This is a genomic window from Solwaraspora sp. WMMD406 (assembly GCF_029626025.1).
Lineage (GTDB): Bacteria > Actinomycetota > Actinomycetes > Mycobacteriales > Micromonosporaceae > Micromonospora_E.
Map to the genome: position 1 here is coordinate 4893369 of NZ_JARUBF010000001.1, position 20759 is coordinate 4914127.

Below are 20759 nucleotides of genomic sequence, written 5' to 3' on the forward strand. Positions count from 1 at the left end.
CCGCCCCTGCGCACATGTCATCCACCGGCTGATTCGTCGAACAGGCGCACACCATACCAAGGGAATCCAGAAACCGACCTGGTCATGACCGGCCGGTGTGTCCGAACCGATCGACCGCACCGATCAACCGCACCGATCAACCGCACCGATCGACCGTGCCGACGTGCGGTGTGGGATCTCAGCCGGGCGACGGCAGCGGCAGACCCGACGGGAGCAGTCCGGAGTCGACCAGTTCGTACCAGAACGCTGCAGACGGTCGCTCGATGGTCGTCAACGAGACGTTACGCCGTACCTGATCGGCACCGGCGGCACCGATGATCAGTTGCCCTACGGCTGGATGGGTCGCGGCGAAGGACAGCGCGGCGGCGGGCAACGAGGTGCCGTGCCGGCGGCACGCATCGGCGATCGCCGTGGCACGGCGTACCACCTCGGCAGGGGCGGCCTGGTATTCGTAGGGCAGGTCGGCCGTGGGTGACTCGACGGCGAGCAGCCCGCTGTTGAACACCCCGGCGAGCAGCACCCGGACCCGCCGACGCTGACAGGCCGGCAGCAGGGTCGCTGCGGCTGACTGTTCCAACAGGGTGTACCGACCAGCGATCAGGACTGCGTCGAGGTCGACCTCGGTGACGAACCGCTCCAGGACCCCGATGTGTTTGGAGCCGACCCCGATGGCACCGACCACGCCCTCGTCGCGTAGCACGCGCAACGCCGGGTATGCCTCGTCGAGCGCGGCCGTCTGGTGTTCCTCGGGGTCGTGCAGCAGGACCAGGTCGATTCGGTCCAGTCCGAGCCGGCCGAGACTGGCGTCCAGGCTCCGGCGCACCCCGTCGGCGGTGAAGTCCCAGACCCGCCGATGGTCGGCAGGCACATCGAAGCCTTCGGGGTCACGCCGGGCGGCACCGGACGGATCCGGCACCAACCATCGGCCGACCTTCGTGCTGATCAGATACTGCGTCCGTGGCCGGTCCCGCAGTGCCGCGCCGAGCCGGCGTTCGGAGAGCCCGAGCCCGTAGTGCGGGGCGGTGTCGAACAACCGGACGCCGGCATCCCAGGCCGCCGCCACGGTGCCTTCGGCGCATTCGTCGTCGATCGCCGTGTAAAGGTTGCCGAGCTGGGCACAGCCGAGACCGAACGGGCCGGACCCGCCAGCCGTACCCGGTCCGACGAGTCCGCCTGACCCGCCGGACTCCGGCCCTGGAACCTCATTTGCCGCCGACACGCGCACCGCCGCCTCCCTGGTCTCGCTGGCCATCCGCACTGCTGCTCGGTGGTTCCCGGGCACGGACGCGCGGTCAGGATGTGGCCGGACGGCGGATCCGCAGGCCCTGCATCCCCCCGTCGACCGCCAGTACGGTGCCGGTGGTGGAGCCGGCCAGCGGACTTGCCAGGTAGGCGATCGCGGCGGCGACCTCGTCGGTGCTGACCAGCCGGCCCGTCGGCTGGCGAGCGCGCAGCGCGGCGAGCTCGGCTAACGGGTCGGCGGTCGTGTCGAGCAGCCGGCGGACCCAGGCGGTGTCGACCGTACCTGGATTGACCGCCACCACCCGGATGCCGTCCCCGACGTGGTCGGCGGCCATGGCCAGGGTCAACGACAGGACCGCGCCCTTGCTGGCGCTGTACAGCGCCCGATCCGGCAGGCCGGCGGTGGCCGCGATCGAGCAGGTGTTCACCACGACCGCTCGTCGGGACGACCGCAGATACGGCAGGGCCGCACGGGTCACCCGGACGATTCCGACGACGTTGACGTCGAGTACGTGGTGCCACTCGTCGTCGGAGTTGGCCTCGATCGAACCGACCGCCCCGACGCCGGCATTGTTGATCACGATGTCAAGCCCGCCGAAATCCTCGGCCGCAGCCGCGACCGCACGACGTACCGAGGCGTCGTCGGTGACATCGGCCGCGATTGCGACCAGCGGCTCAGGTAGGGTGTCCGGCCGCAGATCGAGGCAGGCGACCCGGGCACCACGACGGGCGAGCAGCCGCGCGGTGGCCAGCCCGATCCCGGAGGCACCGCCGGTGACGACAGCCGAGCAGCCGGAGAATTCGCCCATCTCGCCTCCACTACAGGCCGTACGACATCCAACAGCCCCAATGAATGGTGGTCCGATCGCGGCGTTTGGTCAAGGTTCTGAATGATACCTGGTTGGATCGACGGGATTCTCCGGTTGTCGAGTAGCCTCGTGTCGGCCAGGATCGGATTCCACGCCACGAGTTCCACGCCACGAGTTCCACGCCACGAGTTCCACGCCACGAGCGGCATCGTCGCCGAGCAGGAGGTTATCGTTGACTCAGCCATCAGCCGGATTGGACGCCCTGCTCGGCGTACGGAAGGTGGAGGTGTCCGGCGAGCGGGTACGGCTACAGCTTCCGGTCACCCCGGCGCTGCACCAACCACACGGACTGGTCCACGGTGGCGTGTACTGCGCGATGGTGGAGAGCGCCGCCAGCCTCGGCGGCGCCCGCTGGCTGGGTGAGCAGGGCCGGGTGGTCGGCGTGGCCAACCAGACGGACTTCCTGCGGGCGGTACGCGACGGCGAGCTGACTGCCGTGGGAAGCCCGGTGCACCAGGGTTACAGCCAGCAGCTCTGGCAGGTGGAGATCACCGACTCCGGCGGTCGGCTGGTCGCCCGGGGACAGGTCCGGCTGCAGAACCTCCGCCCGGATGCCGGCCGCGCGGATGGACCCGGCCGGTGAACCGATCGCGACGACGGCGAACCGGACGGGCCCCCGGTCCGTAGAAACGGGCAGGAGGTAGACGAGATGGACATCCTGGTCGACCCTGCCCACCGTGACCCGACCCAGTCCGACCTCTACATCGTGCGCGGATTGCTGCGCTGCGGCGCAGATCCGATGATCCCGGCCCGCACAGCCGGCGGGACTCGCGGCTACGCCTGCCCCGACCGTACCTGCGACCGGTTCCTCAACGCGGAGGAGATCGAACAGCAGGTCTGGCGGCGGTACGTGCAGCTCAACGCTGACGCCGCCGACATCGTCAGTCGCGACCGACGCCGCAGCGCGCTGCTGGCCGTACTCGCCCGGGTCACCGTCGGCTCCAGTCTGGCCGACGTCGACTACGACTGGCGGGACTGAGGCCGGGCCGGCGCCAGCGGGACTGAGGCCGGGCCGGCGCCCACCGCCGCCGGCCGATGTCCCACCGCGAGCGTCGGGAGGTTTACAGCACGAAAGCATCGGTCCAGAGCTGGCCGGATCGGCCGGACAAGGCGTCGAGCAGGGCCACCGCCTGGCTGTCGGTCAGTGAGCCGATGTAGTCGACGATCGCCCGACCCCGGGCCGCCCGCACCGGATCGGCGACCTGCCCGGTCAACTCGGCGGTGGCCAGTTCGACCAGATCGTGCAACCGTCGGGGCAACCGCCCCTCCTCGTCCGGATCGGTCAGCCAGGCCAGCAGCGCCTCGACCAGGGTGGTCAGCAGTTCGGCCTGACCACGCTGGTGCAACGCCAGGTCCGGCCGGGCCAGGACGAACCGGTGGTGCACGAACTTGAGCACCTGCACCTCGTGCCACTGCGCGGTGGCCAGCAGCACGTGCCCGGACCGTACGGTCGGATGCGCGGTGACCCAGATGGCGTCGACCAGCCGGCGGGTCCACCGCGCGGAGAACGTGGTGATGTTCTCCTCCGCCTCGATCGACCCGTCGAACGGCACCATCAACAGTCCGTCGACCAGCTCGCGGCGGACATGCTCGACGGCGTCGGCGAACGCCGCGTCGGAGCTGATCCAGCCGTCCTTGCGGTGCAGTTGCCGGCGGAGCCGCTCGATGGATCGGCCCGGCCGGTGGGCGGTCGCGGCCACTTCCTCGTCGGGCAGGGCACGCAGCTCGTCGGCAGCCCGCCGCCAGGCCGTCAGTTCACCGGCGACCGCTCCCTGCTGGAGCACGCCGACCCGGTGGAAGTCCTCGACGTCGTGGATCGCGTACGCGATGTCGTCCGCGGTGTCCATGATCGACGCCTCGACGGTTTGCTGCCACGGGTCGATCAGCCCGAGGAACGGCGCCCGGGCCTGCCGAAGGTCCTCGGCCTCGGTGGTGTAGGCACCGAACTTGACCGAGCCGACCGCCGGATCGTCCGGTGCGACGGCCGCGCCGCGCGGCGCGGGGCTCAGCTCGCTGGGATGCGGCCGGGGGTACGTCCGCCGGGTCCACGGGTATTTGAGCATCGCGGCCCGGACCGCAGCGGTCAGATCGAGTCCGATCGCCGCCTCGCCGCGAATCTCGGTGCTGGTCACGATCCGGTAGGACTGGGCGTTGCCCTCGAAACCGTCGGGCAGGCCGAGCCGTTGCCGGGCGATCCGGTCCAAGACCCGCTCGCCGAGGTGCCCGAACGGCGGATGGCCGAGGTCGTGGGCGAGGGCGGCGGCCTCGACCACGTCCGGATCGCAGCCGCCCAGCTTGTCCAGCAGGGTCCGGTGCCGGTCGTCGGCGGTGAGTCGTTCGGCGATGGCCCGCGCGACCTGGGCGACCTTCAGGCTGTGAGTCAGCCGGTTGTGCACCAGCAGACCGGAGCCGCCCGGGCTGATCACCTGCGTGACGCCGCCGAGTCGGGCGAAAAACGGCGAGGAGACGATCCGGTCGCGGTCGGCCCGGAACGGGCTCGCGGCCAAGTCGCCAGCCGCGACCGCGCCCCGGCCGAACAGTCGGCGGGCCCGGGGATCCTCCGCGCCATCCATGAGCAGACGCTAACCCGCCCGGGGGCCGCGTACCGGCGCGGGGTGGCACATCGTGGCGCGTCGTGCTCACCCGGCGACGCCTGCTGGCAAAAGTGATGGTTGAGCGGATTGATCCCGCGTCGTAAGGTTCCGCTTCAACAAGGTCATCCTTGCCGGGCCGCTCCACCGGCCCCGCTCGGCTCGCGCACCAGAAACCGCCGCAGAGGACGATCGATGCGCCACGCTCGAACTCCGACGGAGTTGACGCTGACCGAGGAGTTCTTCCTGGTGGCGCTCGACGACGCGACCGGCCGGCCGATGATCGGCCGGGACGCGCTCGGTGCCGGACTGGCCGGTGCCGCCATCGCCACGCTGCTGCTGGCCGGCCGGGCCGCCGTACACGACGCCATGCTGGTCGCGACCGACGGCGATCCGGTCGACGACCCGATCTGTGACCCCCTGCTGGCCGGGCTACGCCGGGAACGCCGCCAACCGGTGGGCGCCTGGATCGCCCTGATGCGCGACGGGTTACCCGCGATCGTCGCCGAGGACCTGGAGGCGCTCGGCGTCCTGCGCACCGTGCGGGTACGCCAGGTGGTGACCCGCCGGACGGTCGCCCGGTTCCCGGCCGACGACCCGGTCCGCGCCGTCGGACCCCGGGTCCGGCTGGGGTACGCGCTCGGTCGGCCGGTCGCGGTCGACGACCGTACGGCGGTCCTGGCGCAGATCGTCCGGGCCACCGGGATGGATCGGTGGTTCGTGACCATGTTCGGGCCGGTGGTCCGCAATCGGCTCGCCGCCCTCGCGCAGCGCATGGATCCACAGCTCGGGGTGGTGGTCACCGCGATCAGCGAGCCGGCCCCGCAGGCCCGGCCGACGATCCGGCTCTGGCCGCAGCGCGACACGTCGGTCGCGTGGTGAGCCCGGCCAGGTCGCCGCGCGGCCCGCAGCGCATAGCGCGACCCGCACCAACGCCGCGCGGCGCACAGCACGGGCCGCACGCCGGCCGCGTGCCGTCGCCCAAGGGGACGCGACACCGGCGCCGTTAGCCGGCACAATGCATCCGGACCCAGACGGTGGTCCCCGGCGCCGGTCCGCCCGGCCGCCGGGTCGCGAGGGACCGGGTCGGCCGGCAAGGTCGGGCCCGGCAGGGTAGTTGGAGCGGGGCGCGGAACGTGACCACAGCGATTGACCAGCGGATCGCCGAGGAACTCGGGGTACGGGCGGGGCAGGTGTCCGCCGCCGTGGAACTGCTCGACGGCGGCGCGACCGTGCCGTTCATCGCCCGGTACCGCAAGGAAGCCACCGGCATGCTCGACGACGCGCAGCTACGCACCCTGGAGGAACGGCTGCGCTACCTGCGGGAGTTGGAGGAACGCCGCGGCGCGATCCTGGAGTCGATCCGTGGCCAGGGCAAGCTCGACGAGGCGCTGACCGCGCAAATCATGGCCGCCGACTCCAAGGCCCGGCTGGAGGACATCTACCTGCCGTACAAGCCGAAGCGGCGGACCAAGGCGCAGATCGCCCGCGAGGCCGGCCTGGAACCCTTGGCCGAGACGCTGCTCGCCGACCCGACCCAGGATCCCCGGACGCTGGCGGCCGGCTACGTCGACGCGGACAAGGGTGTGGCCGACGCGGCGGCCGCCCTCGACGGGGCGCGGGCGATCCTGGTGGAACGCTTCGCCGAGGACGCCGACCTGATCGGCGCGCTGCGGGAACGGATGTGGTCTCGGGGCCGGCTCACCTCGCGGGTACGGGACGGTCAGCAGACCGAGGGTGCCAAGTTCGCCGACTACTTCGAGTTCGCCGAGCCGTTCACGAAACTGCCGTCGCACCGGGTGCTGGCGATGTTTCGGGGCGAAAAGGAACAGGTCCTCGACCTGACCATGGAGCCCGAGGAGGTGCCGGCCGACGCCGTCGCCGGGCCGAGCAGCTACGAGCCGATCATCGCCGGCCGGTTCGGGATCTCCGACCAGGGCCGGCCGGCCGACAAGTGGCTGGCCGACACGGTCCGCTGGGCCTGGCGTACCCGGATCCTGATCCACCTCGGCGCCGACCTGCGGACCCGGCTGTGGCAGGCAGCCGAGGACGAGGCGGTCCGGGTGTTCGCCGCCAACCTGCGGGATCTGCTGCTGGCGGCGCCGGCCGGCAGCCGTACCACGATGGGCCTGGACCCCGGGGTCCGCACCGGGGTGAAGGTGGCGGTGGTCGACGCCACCGGCAAGGTGGTGGCGACCGAGACCGTCTATCCGCACGAGCCGCGCCGACAGTGGGACGCCTCGATCCACACCCTGGCGAAGCTGGCCGCCGCGCACCGGGTGGACCTCGTCGCGATCGGCAACGGCACCGCGTCGCGGGAGACCGACAAGTTGGTCGCCGACCTGATGGCCCGGCATCCGGAGCTGACACTGACCAAAGTGATGGTCTCCGAGGCCGGCGCGTCGGTCTACTCGGCGTCGGCGTACGCGTCGCAGGAGCTGCCCGATCTGGACGTGTCGCTGCGGGGCGCGGTCTCCATCGCCCGCCGGTTGCAGGACCCGCTCGCCGAACTGGTCAAGATCGACCCTCGGTCGATCGGAGTCGGGCAGTACCAGCACGATATCTCCGAAGCCAAGCTGTCCCGGTCGCTCGACGCGGTCGTCGAGGACTGCGTCAACGGCGTGGGGGTGGACGTCAACACCGCGTCGGCACCGCTACTGACCCGGGTGTCGGGCATCGGCGCCGGGCTGGCCGAGAACATCGTGCTGCACCGCGACACTCATGGGCCGTTCCGGTCGCGCGCCGCGCTGAAGACGGTCGCCCGACTGGGGCCGAAGGCATTCGAGCAGTGCGCCGGCTTCCTGCGCATCCGCGACGGCGAGGACCCGCTCGATTCGTCCAGTGTTCACCCCGAGGCGTACCCGGTGGTCCGCCGTATCCTCGCCGACACCGGCAGCGACCTTCGGACGTTGATCGGCGACACGAAGACGTTGCGCCGTATCAAACCGGAACGCTTCGTCGACGCGATGTTCGGCTTGCCGACGGTCACTGACATCCTGGCCGAGTTGGAGAAGCCGGGCCGCGACCCCCGGCCGGCGTTCCGTACCGCGACCTTCGCCGACGGGGTGGAGACCCTCGCCGACCTGCGCACCGGGATGATCCTGGAGGGCGTGGTCACCAACGTGGCGGCGTTCGGCGCGTTCGTCGACGTCGGGGTCCACCAGGACGGCCTGGTGCACGTGTCGGCGATGTCCACGACATTCGTCAAGGATCCCCGCGACGTGGTCAAGCCCGGCGACATCGTCCGGGTGAAGGTGCTCGACGTCGACGTGGCACGCAAACGGATCTCGCTGACTCTGCGGCTGGACGACGAGCCCGGCACCGGTCGACCGCCGGGCCAGCGGGGCACCGGTGGCGGGCAGCCCCGGTCGGGTGGTCGCGACGGCCAGCCGGGCAAGGGCGGTGGCCAGCCGGGCAAGGGCGGTGGCCAGCGAGGCGGCGGCCGGTCCGGTCAGGGTGGCCGGCCCTCGGCCGGCGGCGGGTACGCCGACGGCGCGCTGGCCGACGCGCTGCGCCGGGCGGGTCTGGCCTGATCCTTGGGCATGGTCGCCGGGGCGGGCCGTGGCCCGCCCCGGCGACCGGTCAGCAGTGGACGAGAAAGGTCAGATGTTGGACGAGTAGGTGAGGAAGAAGTTGTTGGGTGTCTGCGTCCCGGCGGCGTTGAAGCAGATCACGTTGCGGACGAGCACTGTGCTGCCGGACAGCGCCCAGGGTGCCTGCAGATTGCAGTAGTCCGGGGTGGTGCCGAAGGCGGTCACCTGCACGGTGGTCATCCGGAAGCCGACCAACGGCAGGGTCACCAGATACTGCCCGACGCCGGAGACCATGATGGTGTTGACCCCGCCGGCGGAGTTGAAGTCGCTCGGTGCGCCGAGCGCCGGGGACCACAGGTAGGCGAACTGCGTCGGCGGCACCGCACCGAAGATCGGCCGCTGCCGGTGGTAGGTCAGGTTGAAGAAGCTGTCGGCCATCGCCCCGGCGGGGTCGAAGCAGAACACGTACGCGTAGACGATGCCGCCGCTGGAGATCCAGCGGGCGATCTTGCAGCGGCGCGGGAGGTTCGGGTGTTCGGCGGTGGCCTGCAGGTTGCCGTCCAGCAGGGCCGTGCCGAGACCATTGAGTCGCACCTCGTAGAAGCCGGTGCCGAGCTGGGTGACCACGTTGCCGGCACCGACCGAGTTGTACGACGACATCAGGCCACCGACCGGATTGGCCTTGACGTAGCCGAACGCGGCCGGGCCCGGGGGCAGCACCCCGGAGGCCGACGTGTAGTCGACGACGAAGCGTGAGTTGTCCGGCGCGCCACCGGGCCGGTAACACTGGACCTCGACGATCTGGAAGGCACCGGACGGGTACGTCTGGAAGACCTGGCACCAGCGCGGGGCGTTGTCGACGGCGGTGACGTGTGCGGCGCCGTTGACCGAGGCGGTGCCGGGGAACCGTACCCGGTAGCGGCCGAGGCCGATCTGGTCGACGGTGGCCCAGGCCGCCGGCATGGTGGCCTTCCAGCCGCCCCACTGACGACTGGTGTCGAGGATGGTGCCGGGTGCCGGTGTCGGCGTCTGCAGATAGGCGAAGCCCCACCGGTCGGGTACGGCGGCCTGGGCCGGCGCGGTCACTCCGGCGAGCGCGGTGGTGGCCACCAGAACGGTGGTGGCGACCAGGGTCAGGCACCGGCGGGCGATGGTACCGCCGGCGCGGGATCGAATGAGGACGGACACGATCCACCTCCATCTATGGAGTTGCGATCCAATCAGCGTAGATAGCACCGACAGTGCCCGTACAGTTATTGACCGTGATCTGATTTCGCGCGGCATTCGGACCGGCTGACAATCCGGGTCATGCCCCACCACCAGCGGCTTTTACCTGATCCGTACCGGAAGCTGATGTTCGGTGCCCCCGGTGCCGGCATGATGAACCGGTGACCTCCACCCGGCGTTCCGACAGTTCCCCGACCGTGGTCACCGCCGACGAATCCCGGCCGGCGGATCGTGGCCTGATCCTCGTGGTGGAAGACGAACCGGCGATCGCCGACCTGATCCGGCTCTATCTCACCCGGGACGGATACGGCGTACACGTGTGCGCCGACGGACCGAGCGGACTGGCCGCCGCCCGCCGGCTGCGCCCCGTGCTCTGCGTGCTGGACATCGCGTTACCCGGTATGTCCGGAACCGAGATCTGCCGACGGCTACGGTCCGACGGCGACTGGACCCCGGTCGTATTCCTCACCGCCCGCGACGACGAGATCGACCGGATCGTCGGCCTGGAAATCGGTGCCGACGACTACATAACGAAACCGTTCAGTCCACGCGAACTGGTCGCCCGGATCCGGGCGATCCGCCGCCGCGCCCTCGGCCCACCCGACGCCGACCCGGTACGCGTCGTCGGCACGGTGACCCTCGACCCGGCCCGGCGCACGGTGCGGGCCGCCGGCCGGCCCGTCACTCTCACCTCGACCGAGTTCGACCTGCTGGAACATCTGATGCGCCGGCCCGGACGGGTATTCACCCGCGAGGAGCTGCTCGCCGCTGTCTGGGGCTACGCGGCGCACGCGGGCACCCGTACCGTCGACGTGCACGTGGCCCAGGTACGCGGCAAACTCGGCGACGCGGCCGGTGTGATCCGGACCGTCCGTGGGGTGGGCTACACCGCCGATGGCTGAACCGACCCGCCCGTACGGGATCGACCGGCCGTACGAGATCGACCGGCCACGCCGTCCCGGCCCGCCGGGCGGGTACCGGTGGACCCGCACGCTGACCGCCCGCACGGTCGCCGTGGTGTGCGCCGTCGCCGGCCTGTCGGTGCTGGTCACCGCCGCCGTAGCGATCCCGCTCGGGGTCCGAGGCACCGAACGGGGCGCCCGGGCGTCCCTGGCCGCCAAGGCCGATCTGGTCGCGGTGGCCCTCGCCGCGCCGGCCGCCGGCCAGGACCGGTCGGTACTGATCGACCGGCTGACCGGTGAACTCGCCGGCCAGGGCGTCGAGGTCCTGCTCGTCGAGCGCGGCACGGCCGCCCCGCAGCGGCTCCCGACAGCGGTGGTACGGCGACTCGCGGCCGGCGAGGCGGTCAGCGGCCGACCGATCCGCGTCGCCGGCCGACCAACCCTGGTCGAAGGCCGACCGGTCGGCGACGGGTCAGCGGTGGTGCTGCTCCAGCCGCTGCGCACCGGCGTCGGCCGGGCCGTCTGGGGCAACCTGTGGCTGGCCCTGGCCGCCGGACTCGCCGCCGGACTGATCGCCGGCGTGCTGCTGGCCGCCCGGCTGTCCCGACCGATCCGGGCCGCCGCGCACGCCGCGGTCCGGTTACGCGCCGGCGACCGCACCGTCCGGGTGCCGGTCGAGCCACCGGTCGAGGCGGAACAGCTGGCGCACGCGCTCAACGACCTGACGACGGCGCTGGCCACCAGCGAGGCCCGGCAGCGGGACTTCCTGCTGTCCATCTCACACGAGCTGCGAACCCCGCTGACGACGCTGCGCGGGTACGCCGAGGCGATCGCCGACGGAGTCGTCGACCTGACCGACGCCGCGCGGACCGGACGGATCATGCTCGGTGAAGCCCGGCGGCTGGACCGGCTGGTCGGTGACCTGCTGGCACTGGCCCGGCTGGAAGCCTCCGACTTCACCCTCGAAGTGGCCGATTTCGACCTCGGTACGGTGCTCACCGACGCGGTCGACGCCTGGTCGCCCCGATTCGCCGGCGACGGGGTGACGCTGACGGTGACGCCCCCGGACGCGCCGGTCGTCGTCCGGACCGATCCCGGGCGGCTGCGCCAGGTGATCGACATCCTGCTGGACAACGCGCTGCGGGTGGTACCGGCGGGGGGCACCGTGCGGCTCGGCGTACCGCCGGGGTCGGCCCACGCGGACCCGCGCGCCGTCGCGGTGCAGGTCCACGACGACGGTCCGGGCTTCACCGACGGTGACCTCGCGGTCATCTTCGAACGGGGTGCGCTGCACCGCCGCTACCGGGGCGAACGGTCGGTCGGCACCGGGATCGGGTTGGCGCTGGCCGCCGGGCTCGTCCACCGCCTCGGTGGGCGGATCACGGCCGGGCACGCCACCGGTGGCGGCGCCGTGTTCACACTGCTGCTGCCCAGACGGCCGGCACCGTAGAAGCCCTCGCGTCGGGCCGGCGGTCAGCAGGGGACGGCGCTTACCTGATTCGAACATCCGGCTGACCGACCCTTGGTCGACGTCGCACACGCTTGGCCACATGAGACGTTCACTGCTTCCGAGAACCCTGGCCGGTACGGCGGCGGGCGTGGCCGCGCTGCTGGTCCTCACCGGCTGCGCGGTCGGCGGGCCCCGCGCCGACGAATCGTTGACGGCCGAGGCACACGCGATGCGGCTCCTCGGCTTCGCCGACGACGACATCGCCGACGTCGCCGACCCAGCCGACGTCGCGTCGCTGACCATCGTCGAATCCGATCATCCCGACGACGGGCGTCCCGGCTGGTGGCAGGATCGTCCCGGCCGGTACGCCGAGGGTGGCGGCCCGTGGCGTGGCCGGCACCCGCTACGCGGTGCCGGCCTGCACGGGGAGGTCACCGTCGAGACCGAGGACGGTCCCCGGACGATCGTCGCGCAGCGCGGCACAGTCGAGGCGGTCGACGGTACGACGGTCACGGTCGAGTCGGCCGACGGGTATCTGCTCGACTGGACCTGCGCCGACGGGTGCCGGGTGATCGACCAGGGCGACCGGATCGGGTTGGCCGAGCTCGACCTCGACACCGCCGTCGGTGTCGCCGGTGTCCGCGATGGCGAGGATCTCGTCGCCCGGCTCGTGCTCCGACCGAAGGCGAAGTGATCCTGACCTCGGCGAGGCGCGCGGTCCGATGACGGTACCCTCCCGGCACCGATCCGGCCGACCACCGAGTCTGCTGCCGGATCGACTGCCGTCATCGGACCGTCATCGGACCGACATCCGATCCTTCGGGTCGTCCCGGCTACGCTGCGACGATGCGGGTGAGCGGGCACTCGGGCTCGGTGGACGCGCCACTTGCGATCTCCGCCCCGACGTTCGTTGGGCGGGACCGCGAGATGGCCGCCCTGGTGGCGGCGCTGGCCCGGCCTGCGCCGGTGGTGGCGCTGGTGGAGGGCGAGGCGGGAATCGGCAAGAGCCGCCTGGTACGGGAGGTGCTCGGCGCGGCCCCGGCGCGCCACGACGAGACGTTACTGGCCGTCTGTCCCCCGCTGCGCGAGTCGCTCACCCTCGCGCCGATCGTGGACGCGCTGCGGGCCGCCCGGCACCGGCTGACCGGCGTGCGGCTCGGTGTCCTGGCCGGGGCGTTGCGGCCACTCGTACCGGAATGGTCGGCCGACCTGCCGCCGACACCGGAACCGATCGACGACGCGAAGGCCGCCCGCCACCGGCTGTTCCGGGCGCTCGACGAACTGATCCGCGCGTTCGGGGTGACTCTGCTCGTCGTCGAGGACGCGCACTGGGCCGACGACGTGACCCTGGAGTTCCTGCTGTTCCTCGCCGCCAGCCCGCAGCCCGGCGGGCCGAGCCTGATCGTGACGTACCGCCCCGACGAGGTCCACGACCAGTCGCTGCTGTTGCGGTTGTCGGCCCGGCTTCCCGCCGGCGGCACCCCGCTCCGAATCGGCCTGGCCCCCTTGGACGTGGCCGGTACGGCCGCCCTGGTGTCGTCGATGCTCGACGGCAATCCGATGTCGACCGAGTTCGCCTCCTTCCTGCACGAGCGCACCAGCGGTGTGCCGCTGGTGGTCGAGGAGTCCGTACGGTTGCTCTGCGACCGGGCGGACGTGGTGTTTCGCGACGGCCGGTGGGTTCGGCTGAGCCTCAGTGAGCTTCAGGTGCCGGCGACGGTACGGGACTCGACCAGGGAACGGGTCGGCCGGTTGACCCAGACCGCGCAGCGGGTGCTTCGGGCGGCGGCGGTGCTGGCCGAGCCGTCCACGGAGGAAGTTCTGGCCGCTACCGCCGGATTGTTGACGCGGGCGTGCCGGACCGGTCTGGCCGAGGCGGCGGCGGCCGGTCTGCTCGACAGCGCCGACGGCGGCAGCCTGGACGGTGGCGGAGGTCGGCCCGGAGGCGGTGACGGTCGACCCGGAGGCGGTGATCGGAGTCGGTGGCGGTTCCGGCACGCGCTCGCCGCCACCGCCGTGTACGAGGCGATCCCGCGCGCTGACCGACGCGCCCTGCACCTGCGCGCCGGGCGCGCGGTCGAGACGCTCGACCCGCCGCCGGTGGCCCGCCTGGCCCGTCACTTCCGGGAGGCGGGCGAGGTGGCCCGGTGGGTACGGTACGCCGAGCTGGCCGCCGAACGGATGATCGCCTCCGGAGATCACAGCTCGGCGGTCGTCCTGCTCGACGAGGTGCTGTCCACGGCGAGGCTCCCGGCTCAGGACACCACCCGGATCGCCCGGATGGCCGCGGTCGCGGCGCTCGGTCGCCGGGAGCCGGTCGACGACGTCCACCACCACCTGGTCGCCACCCTACGCACGGTGTTGGACTCCGCCGGCCTCACCGCCCGGCAGGAGGCCGACATCCGTGACCCGCTGGGCCGGTTGCTGATCATCGGTGGCGAGGCGCGGGCCGCGCTCGTCGAACTCGACCGGGCGGTGGAACACCTGGATTCGCCGGTCGACGCGGCCCGGGCGATGACCTACCTCGGCTGGGCGTACGCAGGACCGTGGCCCGCCTCGACCCATCTGCGGTGGCTGCGCCGGGCCGCCGAGCTGACCCCGCGCATCGGCTCCCCCGCCGACCGGATCTCGTTGGCCGGCAACCGGGCGGCGGCGTTGCTGATGCTCGGCGAGCCGCAGGCCTGGGAGGTGGTGGCCGGGCTACCGAGCGACGGCGGGTCCCCGGCCGAGCGGCAGGACATCGCCCGGATCCACGCCAACGTCGGCACCGGGGCACTGATCTGGGGTCGGTACGCCGAGGCGCGGCGTCATCTGCGGGTCGCGCTGGCGTTGGCCGACGCCGAGCGGCTGGTCCGACTGCGCTACAACATCCTGATCGAGCAGGCCAACCTGGACTGGTTCACCGGCCGCTGGGAGGGACTCGGGCACCGTGCCGCCGAGCTGGCCGAGGCCGATCGGGACCGGCCCGGCGTCTACCTGGCCGGAATGCGACTGGCCGGCCGGTTGGCGGCGGCCACCGGGCGGCTCCGCCAGGCCGAGCAGCAGCTCCAGCTGGTGCTGGACGAGGCGACCCGGCTCGGGGCGGTCGACGACACCGTCGAGCCGGCGGCTCTGCTGGCCCGGATCTGGCTCGCCGACGGACAGGTCGATCGGGCGGTAGGGGTCACCGACGCCCCGATCGGTACGGTCACCGACAAGCGGGTCTGGGTGTGGGCCACCGACCTCGCGCCGGCCCGGGTCGAGGCGCTGATCGCCGCCGGCCGGGTCGACGAGGCCGACCAGTTGGTACGCCGCTTCGCCCGAGGGCTGCGGGGTCGCGCGGCTCCGGGGCCGCAGGCGGCGCTGGCGGTGTGCCGGTCGTTGCTGGCCGGCACCGCCGGTGACCACACCCGAGCGGCGGCCGGGTTCGACCGGGCGGCGCGGGCCTGGTCCGCGCTGCCCCGGCCGTACGACACGTCGCTGGCCCGCGAGCGGCAGGCCCTGGCCCTGCTGGCGGCCGGACAGGTGGAATCGGGTCACCGGCTGCTGGCCGAGACCTACGATCGGCTGACCGGCCTCGGGGCCAGCGGGGACGCCGACCGCGTCGTACGGCGGCTGCGAGAGCACGGCGGGCAGGTGCCACGGCGGTGGCGGGGTGGCCGCAAGGGGTACGGCGACCAGTTGTCGCCCCGCGAGTTGGACGTGGTCCGGTTGGTGATCGCCGGTCGGACCAACCGGGAGATCAGCCGGCTTCTCGCCAAGTCGTCGGCCACCGTGGATCAACAGTTGCGCTCGGCGATGCGCAAACTCCGGGTGTCGTCGCGGACGGCCCTCGCGGTCGCCGCGGTCGAAGCCGGCGTCACCGCCGCCGGCAGCTCCACTTCGGCCGAAAACACAGACCCGGCGTCGGCCTGAAACGGTACGGCAACTCGGTCGACACGCAGTCCACGAATCCGCCGGCGCGCGGCAGTTCTTTGACGTATCTGCTGGATAGCTAACCCCTCTGCCGGCTCTGCAGCATGACGGAATGCGAAAGCCACCGGGGCGATTCACGGGTGATTCCGTACCCGACCGACCAGCGCCCGACGAGAACGGCTCCGGTGTGGACGGCAGCGGTTCGACCGGGGCCGGAGCGGACGGCGATCACGGCCCGACACCCGACGGCCCGACACCCGACGGCCCGACACCCGACGGCCCGACACCCGACGGCGACCGCCGCGACCCGTACCAACCCCTGTAAGGGACGACCACGCCCACCTCGCGTGGCGATCCCACGGAAGGACATCGATGAGATCCATCGCACGAGCCCTGTCGCTGGTGCTGTTGGCCGGGGTGGCGCTGGTCGCGCCGCTGCCGGCTGCGGCGGCGCCCCGACCCGGCCCGGAACCGGGCGACACCCCGGCGCGCGGTGCCGCCGACAAGATCCAACCGGAGCTGGACCGGTCGCTACAGGCGGCCGGTGCGGCCGACCTGTGGATCCGGTTCAGCGAACAGGCCGACCTGTCGCAGGCCCGTCAGATCGACGACTGGACGGCCCGGGGCGAAGCGGTCGTCCACGCGCTGCGGACCGCCGCCGCCACCAGCCAGACCAACGTCCGGCACCTGCTCGACACCGAAGGGGTGACCTACCAGGCATTCTGGGCGTCCAACGCGATCTACGTCCACGACGGCTCGTCGACCCTGGCCCGGGAACTGGCGGCCCGGCCCGATGTCGAGGGCCTGTACGAGCCGGTCGAGTACCAGCTGATCGACCCGGCACCGGGTACCCCGACCGCCGACGAGCCGACCCGCAGCAGCACAGCGGACGACGCCGTCGAATGGGGTGTCGCCGACATCAACGCCGACGACGTGTGGGACCAGTTCGGCACCAAGGGCGCCGGCATCACCGTCGCCAACCTCGACACCGGGGTCCAGTTCGACCACCCGGCGCTGGTCGCCCAGTACCGGGGCAACCTCGGTGACGGCACCTTCGACCACGACTACAACTGGTTCGACGCCGACGGTCGATGCACCGACGCGCCATGCGACCGGGGCACCCACGGCACCCACACGATGGGCACGATGGTCGGCGACGGCGGTCCCGGCAACCGGATCGGGGTCGCCCCCGAAGCCACCTGGATCGCGGCGAACGGCTGCTGCCCGAGCGACGCCGCGCTGGTCGCCTCCGGTGAGTGGCTGCTGGCCCCGACCGACCTCGCCGGGCAGAACCCGGACGCGGGCAAGCGGCCACACGTGATCAACAACTCGTGGGGCAGCCGGGCACCGTCGATGGATCCGTTCATGGAGGACGTGATGACGGCGTGGGACGCCGCCGGCATCCTCGGCATCTGGTCCAACGGCAACAGTGGCTCACTGGGCTGCCAGTCCAGCGGCTCCCCGGGTAGCCGGACGATCAACTACTCGGTGGGCGCGTACGACGCCGACAAGCGGATCGCCTCCTTCTCCGGCCGGGGACCCGGCCAGGACGGCGAGTTCAAGCCGAACATCGCCGCCCCCGGGGTCGCGGTCCGTTCCTCCGGGCCGGGCAGCAGCTACTACACCGACGACGGCACCTCGATGGCGTCGCCGCACGTCGCCGGTGCGGTGGCGTTGCTGTGGTCGGCCGCGCCGTCACTGATCGGCGACACCGACGCGACGAAGCGGCTGCTGGACCAGACCGCGATCGACACCGCCGACCCGCAGTGCGGCGGCACCGGCGCCGACAACAACGTGTTCGGCGAAGGTCGCCTCGACGCGGTGGCGCTGCTGGAAGCGGCACCGGTCGGTGACACCGGCACCCTGACCGGCACCGTCACCGACGCCGCCACCGGCAAGCCGGTCGAGGGCGCCACCGTCACCATCGAGACCGAGCCGGCCCGCGAACGGGTCACGGCGGTGGACGGGTCCTACTCGGCCCGGCTGACGGTGGGGACCTACCCGGTGACCGTCACCGCGTTCGGCTACGCCGCACAGACCACCGAGGCGACGATCACCGTCGGCGGCGCGACCATCGTCGACGTGGCACTGACACCGCTGCCGACCGTGACGCTCAGCGGTCTGGTCCGTGACGGTTCCGGCCACGGCTGGCCGCTGTACGCCAAGGTCACCGTCGACGGCACCCCGGTCGATACGTTCACCAACCCGTTCACCGGCCGCTACCAGTTGACCCTGCCCGCGCACACGGCGTACACGCTGGTGGTCGAGCCGCAGTACGACGGCTACGGCACCGTCGAACAGGCGGTCGAGCTACGCGGCGGCAACCGTACGGTGGACGTGGCCGCGACGGTGGAGCAGTGCGGGACTGCCCCGGGGTACGCCTTCTCGGCCGGCATCGGCATCCTCGGCGACGACGCCGGCCAGCTCGGCGGCTACCTCGCCGACCGGGGCGTGCCGACCACCGAGGTCGACTGGGACACCGACGTCACCGGCTACGACGCGATCATCGTCAACCGGCCCAGCAACCCGGGCCAGGAGACGTTCCTGCGGTTCCTGGCCGACACCGACGCCGCCGGCGTCGGTCTGCTGTTCCTCGACACCTGGTCCAACGTCGGCGGCAACGGCATCTACATGCTCAGCCAGTACACCGGCAACCCGGGTGCCCGCAGCAGCGGCATCGTCTACGACACCGAGGGCGACCTGTCGTACCAGGTCATGCAGGACCATCCGGTCGTCGCCGGCTTCCCGCTCGGCGGGCGGATCGCCTTCGACGAGACGGCCAACTACTCCAAGTACTACGGCTTCTTCAACGCCTACGGCGGCGACGGCCGGATGGTGGTCGCCAACGCGGTCACCTCGGAGGTCGGCACCGTCGGCGTCGGAATCGGCGTGCAGCAGCGGGCCAACAACCGGCACGTGCTGCTGTCGATGCACGCGGCCAGCTACAACACCGGACCTCAGAACTGGCACGACGACAGTGCCCGGGTGTTCCGCAACGCGGTCGACTGGATCGCCGAGACCGAGTTCGAATGCCTCGTGGTCGACGGTGGAATGGTCGCCGGCTTCGTCCGGGACGCCAACACCGGTGCCGGGCTGGCCGGCGCGCAGGTGACGCCGGTGGACCGGGTCGGTGCGGGCACCCGTACCGTCGCCACCCCGACGGACCCGGCGCTCGACGACGGGTTCTACGCGCTGTTCTCCCCCGCCGGCCGGCACCGGATCACCGCCTCCGCCAACCAGTACACGCCGTTGACCCGGTGGGCCGACGTCGCCGAAGACTGGACCACCCGACACAACTACAACCTGGCCGCCGGCCAGCTGACCGTCACCGGGTCACCGGTCGAGGTGACCGTACCGTTGGGCGGCACGACGACGGCCAGCGTCACCGTGACCAACACGGGCGGCGCGTCCGCCGAGGTGGAGCTGGCCGAGCGGGCCGACGACTTCGAGATCGCCCGCGCCGACGGCACCGAGGTCGGATCCCGGGCGCTCGCGTCGGCACCGGGCGCGCCGGTGCGTCGCGTCCCGGTCGACATACCGATCGAGCAGCTGGCCGGCGCGAACCCGGCGGCGGCGTTCGGGCCGAATGCCGCGTCCGGAACGGCCGCCGCGCCGGCCCCGACGGGCGTGCCGACGCCGGCCGCCGAGCCGTGGCTCACCCTGCCGGGCCTGCCCCGCACGGTGATGGACAACAGCGCGGTCACCGTCGACGGCAAGGTGTACTCGTTCGGCGGGTCCAGCGGATCGTCGCTGGCGGAGGTGTACGTCTACGACCCGGCGGCCCAGTCCTGGACCCGGCTCGCCGACATGCCCGACGGCCCCCGCAGTCAGGCCGCCGAAGGGGTCATCGACGGCAAGGTCTACCTGGTCAGCGGCTGGAGCACGCTGAACACCGACACGCTGATCTTCGACCCGGCCACCGGCGGATGGAGCACGGGCGCCGACGTGCCGTCCGCGTCGGCCGCCGCCGGCTCGGCGGTGCTCGACGGCCAGCTGTACGTGGTCGGCGGCTGCACCACCACGAATTGCACGCCAAACACCGACCAGGTGTTCCGCTACGACCCCCGGGCCGACGCCTGGGAGACCGTCGCCCCGTACCCGGTGCCGATCGGGTGGCAGTCCTGCGGTGCGCTCGCCGGCCGAATCGTCTGCGCCGGTGGTCTGTCCAACAGCCAGCCGGTGACTGACAGCTACTCGTACGACCCGACCAATGACTCCTGGACTCCGGTGGCGGACCTGCCGGTGAACCTGTGGGGCTCGGCCTACCACAGCGCCGACAACCAGCTGCTGATCTCCGGTGGCGGCACCGGCAACCAGGCGATCACCAACCAGGGATACGCCTACGACCCGGTGACCGACGCCTGGTCGAACCTGCCTGCGACGAACAGTCCCGGTTTCCGGCCGGGTAGCGCCTGCGGGTTCTACCGGGTCGGCGGCTCGGCGGTCGCCGGTTTCCAGCCGACGACCACCGTGGAACTGCTGCCCGGATTCGACCAGTGTGGGTCGACACAGGACACCGCGTGGTTGACGATGGACCCGGCTACCGCGACGATCGCCCCGGGTGCGAGCGTCACGGTGACGATGACGCTGACGGCCGACGTGGCCCAGCCGGGCACCTACACCAGCAGCGTCGCCGTCTTCGAGGACACCCCGTACGCGGTCGACGCGGTGCCGGTGACGATGACGGTCACCCCACCGGACACCTGGGGCAAGATCACCGGTACGGTCTCCGCCGTGGGCTGTGATGGCGACCGTACCCCGATCACCGGGGCGACGGTGCAGCTGAGCACGTGGACGATGGAGTTGCCGTTGGCCACCGACGCCGGCGGGGGCTACGCCCACTGGCTCGACCACCGGCACAACCCGGTCACGATGATCGTGGCCAAGGACGGCTACATGCCGCAGACCCGCCAGACCCAGGTCACCGCCGGTGACGTACGGGTCGAGGACTGGGCGCTGCGTCAGATGTGTGGCCGATCGGCCGGAGCGCTGGAGACCAGCTGACCCGTGAGCCGGCTCACCGGTAGATGACCCGTCGACGGTGAGCCACC

General features: G+C 71.9%; 14 protein-coding genes. 10 read left to right on the forward strand and 4 right to left on the reverse strand.

What is annotated here, in order from left to right; translation table 11 throughout:
- Window positions 1–178: 178 nt before the first annotated feature.
- Entirely contained in the window at window positions 179–1252 is a 1074-nt protein-coding gene (locus tag O7632_RS21535) for an aldo/keto reductase (protein WP_278116744.1), read from the reverse strand.
- 40 nt (window positions 1253–1292) lie between these two features.
- Window positions 1293–2051: an SDR family oxidoreductase gene (locus O7632_RS21540; RefSeq protein WP_278116745.1), complete on the reverse strand. Its 759-nt coding sequence runs from the start codon at window positions 2049–2051 to the stop codon at window positions 1293–1295.
- Between the two features lie 232 nt (window positions 2052–2283).
- Between O7632_RS21540 and O7632_RS21545 the strand changes: the two genes are divergently transcribed.
- Both O7632_RS21545 and O7632_RS21550 read left to right on the forward strand, forming a co-directional pair.
- Window positions 2284–2694 carry a PaaI family thioesterase gene (locus tag O7632_RS21545; protein ID WP_278116746.1) on the forward strand — a complete coding sequence of 137 codons (411 nt, stop codon included), beginning with the start codon at window positions 2284–2286 and terminating at the stop codon, window positions 2692–2694.
- 66 nt (window positions 2695–2760) lie between these two features.
- Window positions 2761–3090, forward strand: a complete 330-nt coding sequence (locus O7632_RS21550; RefSeq protein ID WP_278116747.1) for a zinc ribbon domain-containing protein — start codon at window positions 2761–2763, stop codon at window positions 3088–3090.
- A gap of 82 nt (window positions 3091–3172) precedes the next feature.
- Here O7632_RS21550 and dgt read toward each other — a convergent pair whose 3' ends face one another.
- The gene (gene dgt, locus O7632_RS21555; protein WP_278116748.1) at window positions 3173–4684 is read right to left on the reverse strand and encodes a dGTP triphosphohydrolase; all 1512 of its coding nucleotides are present in this window, start codon (window positions 4682–4684) and stop codon (window positions 3173–3175) included.
- 213 nt (window positions 4685–4897) lie between these two features.
- Between dgt and O7632_RS21560 the strand changes: the two genes are divergently transcribed.
- Both O7632_RS21560 and O7632_RS21565 read left to right on the forward strand, forming a co-directional pair.
- The gene (locus tag O7632_RS21560) at window positions 4898–5584 is read left to right on the forward strand and encodes a GPP34 family phosphoprotein (RefSeq protein ID WP_278116749.1); all 687 of its coding nucleotides are present in this window, start codon (window positions 4898–4900) and stop codon (window positions 5582–5584) included.
- Between the two features lie 254 nt (window positions 5585–5838).
- Complete coding sequence (locus O7632_RS21565) at window positions 5839–8235, forward strand: Tex family protein (RefSeq protein WP_278116750.1); 2397 nt, start codon at window positions 5839–5841, stop codon at window positions 8233–8235.
- Window positions 8236–8304: 69 nt separating this feature from the next.
- On the opposite strand, the gene O7632_RS21570 is transcribed toward O7632_RS21565, so the two are convergent.
- A complete protein-coding gene (locus O7632_RS21570; RefSeq protein WP_278116751.1) occupies window positions 8305–9423 on the reverse strand; it encodes a hypothetical protein in 1119 nt (372 codons plus the stop codon).
- A gap of 236 nt (window positions 9424–9659) precedes the next feature.
- Between O7632_RS21570 and O7632_RS21575 the strand changes: the two genes are divergently transcribed.
- The 6 genes from O7632_RS21575 to O7632_RS21600 all read left to right on the forward strand — a co-directional run bounded on the left by O7632_RS21575 (window position 9660) and on the right by O7632_RS21600 (window position 20712).
- On the forward strand, window positions 9660–10364 hold the full coding sequence (locus tag O7632_RS21575) for a response regulator transcription factor (RefSeq protein WP_278120274.1): 705 nt from the start codon (window positions 9660–9662) through the stop codon (window positions 10362–10364).
- Entirely contained in the window at window positions 10357–11814 is a 1458-nt protein-coding gene (locus O7632_RS21580) for a HAMP domain-containing sensor histidine kinase (protein ID WP_278116752.1), read from the forward strand. The genes O7632_RS21575 and O7632_RS21580 overlap by 8 nt, the downstream gene beginning before the upstream one ends.
- Window positions 11815–11914: 100 nt before the next feature.
- Window positions 11915–12508: a hypothetical protein gene (locus O7632_RS21585; RefSeq protein ID WP_278116753.1), complete on the forward strand. Its 594-nt coding sequence runs from the start codon at window positions 11915–11917 to the stop codon at window positions 12506–12508.
- A 152-nt stretch (window positions 12509–12660) separates the two neighbouring features.
- Complete coding sequence (locus O7632_RS21590) at window positions 12661–15708, forward strand: LuxR family transcriptional regulator (protein WP_278116754.1); 3048 nt, start codon at window positions 12661–12663, stop codon at window positions 15706–15708.
- A gap of 112 nt (window positions 15709–15820) precedes the next feature.
- On the forward strand, window positions 15821–16033 hold the full coding sequence (locus tag O7632_RS21595) for a hypothetical protein (RefSeq protein ID WP_278116755.1): 213 nt from the start codon (window positions 15821–15823) through the stop codon (window positions 16031–16033).
- 47 nt (window positions 16034–16080) lie between these two features.
- Window positions 16081–20712, forward strand: a complete 4632-nt coding sequence (locus O7632_RS21600) for a S8 family serine peptidase (protein WP_278116756.1) — start codon at window positions 16081–16083, stop codon at window positions 20710–20712.
- The last annotated feature ends 47 nt before the right edge of the window (window positions 20713–20759 follow it).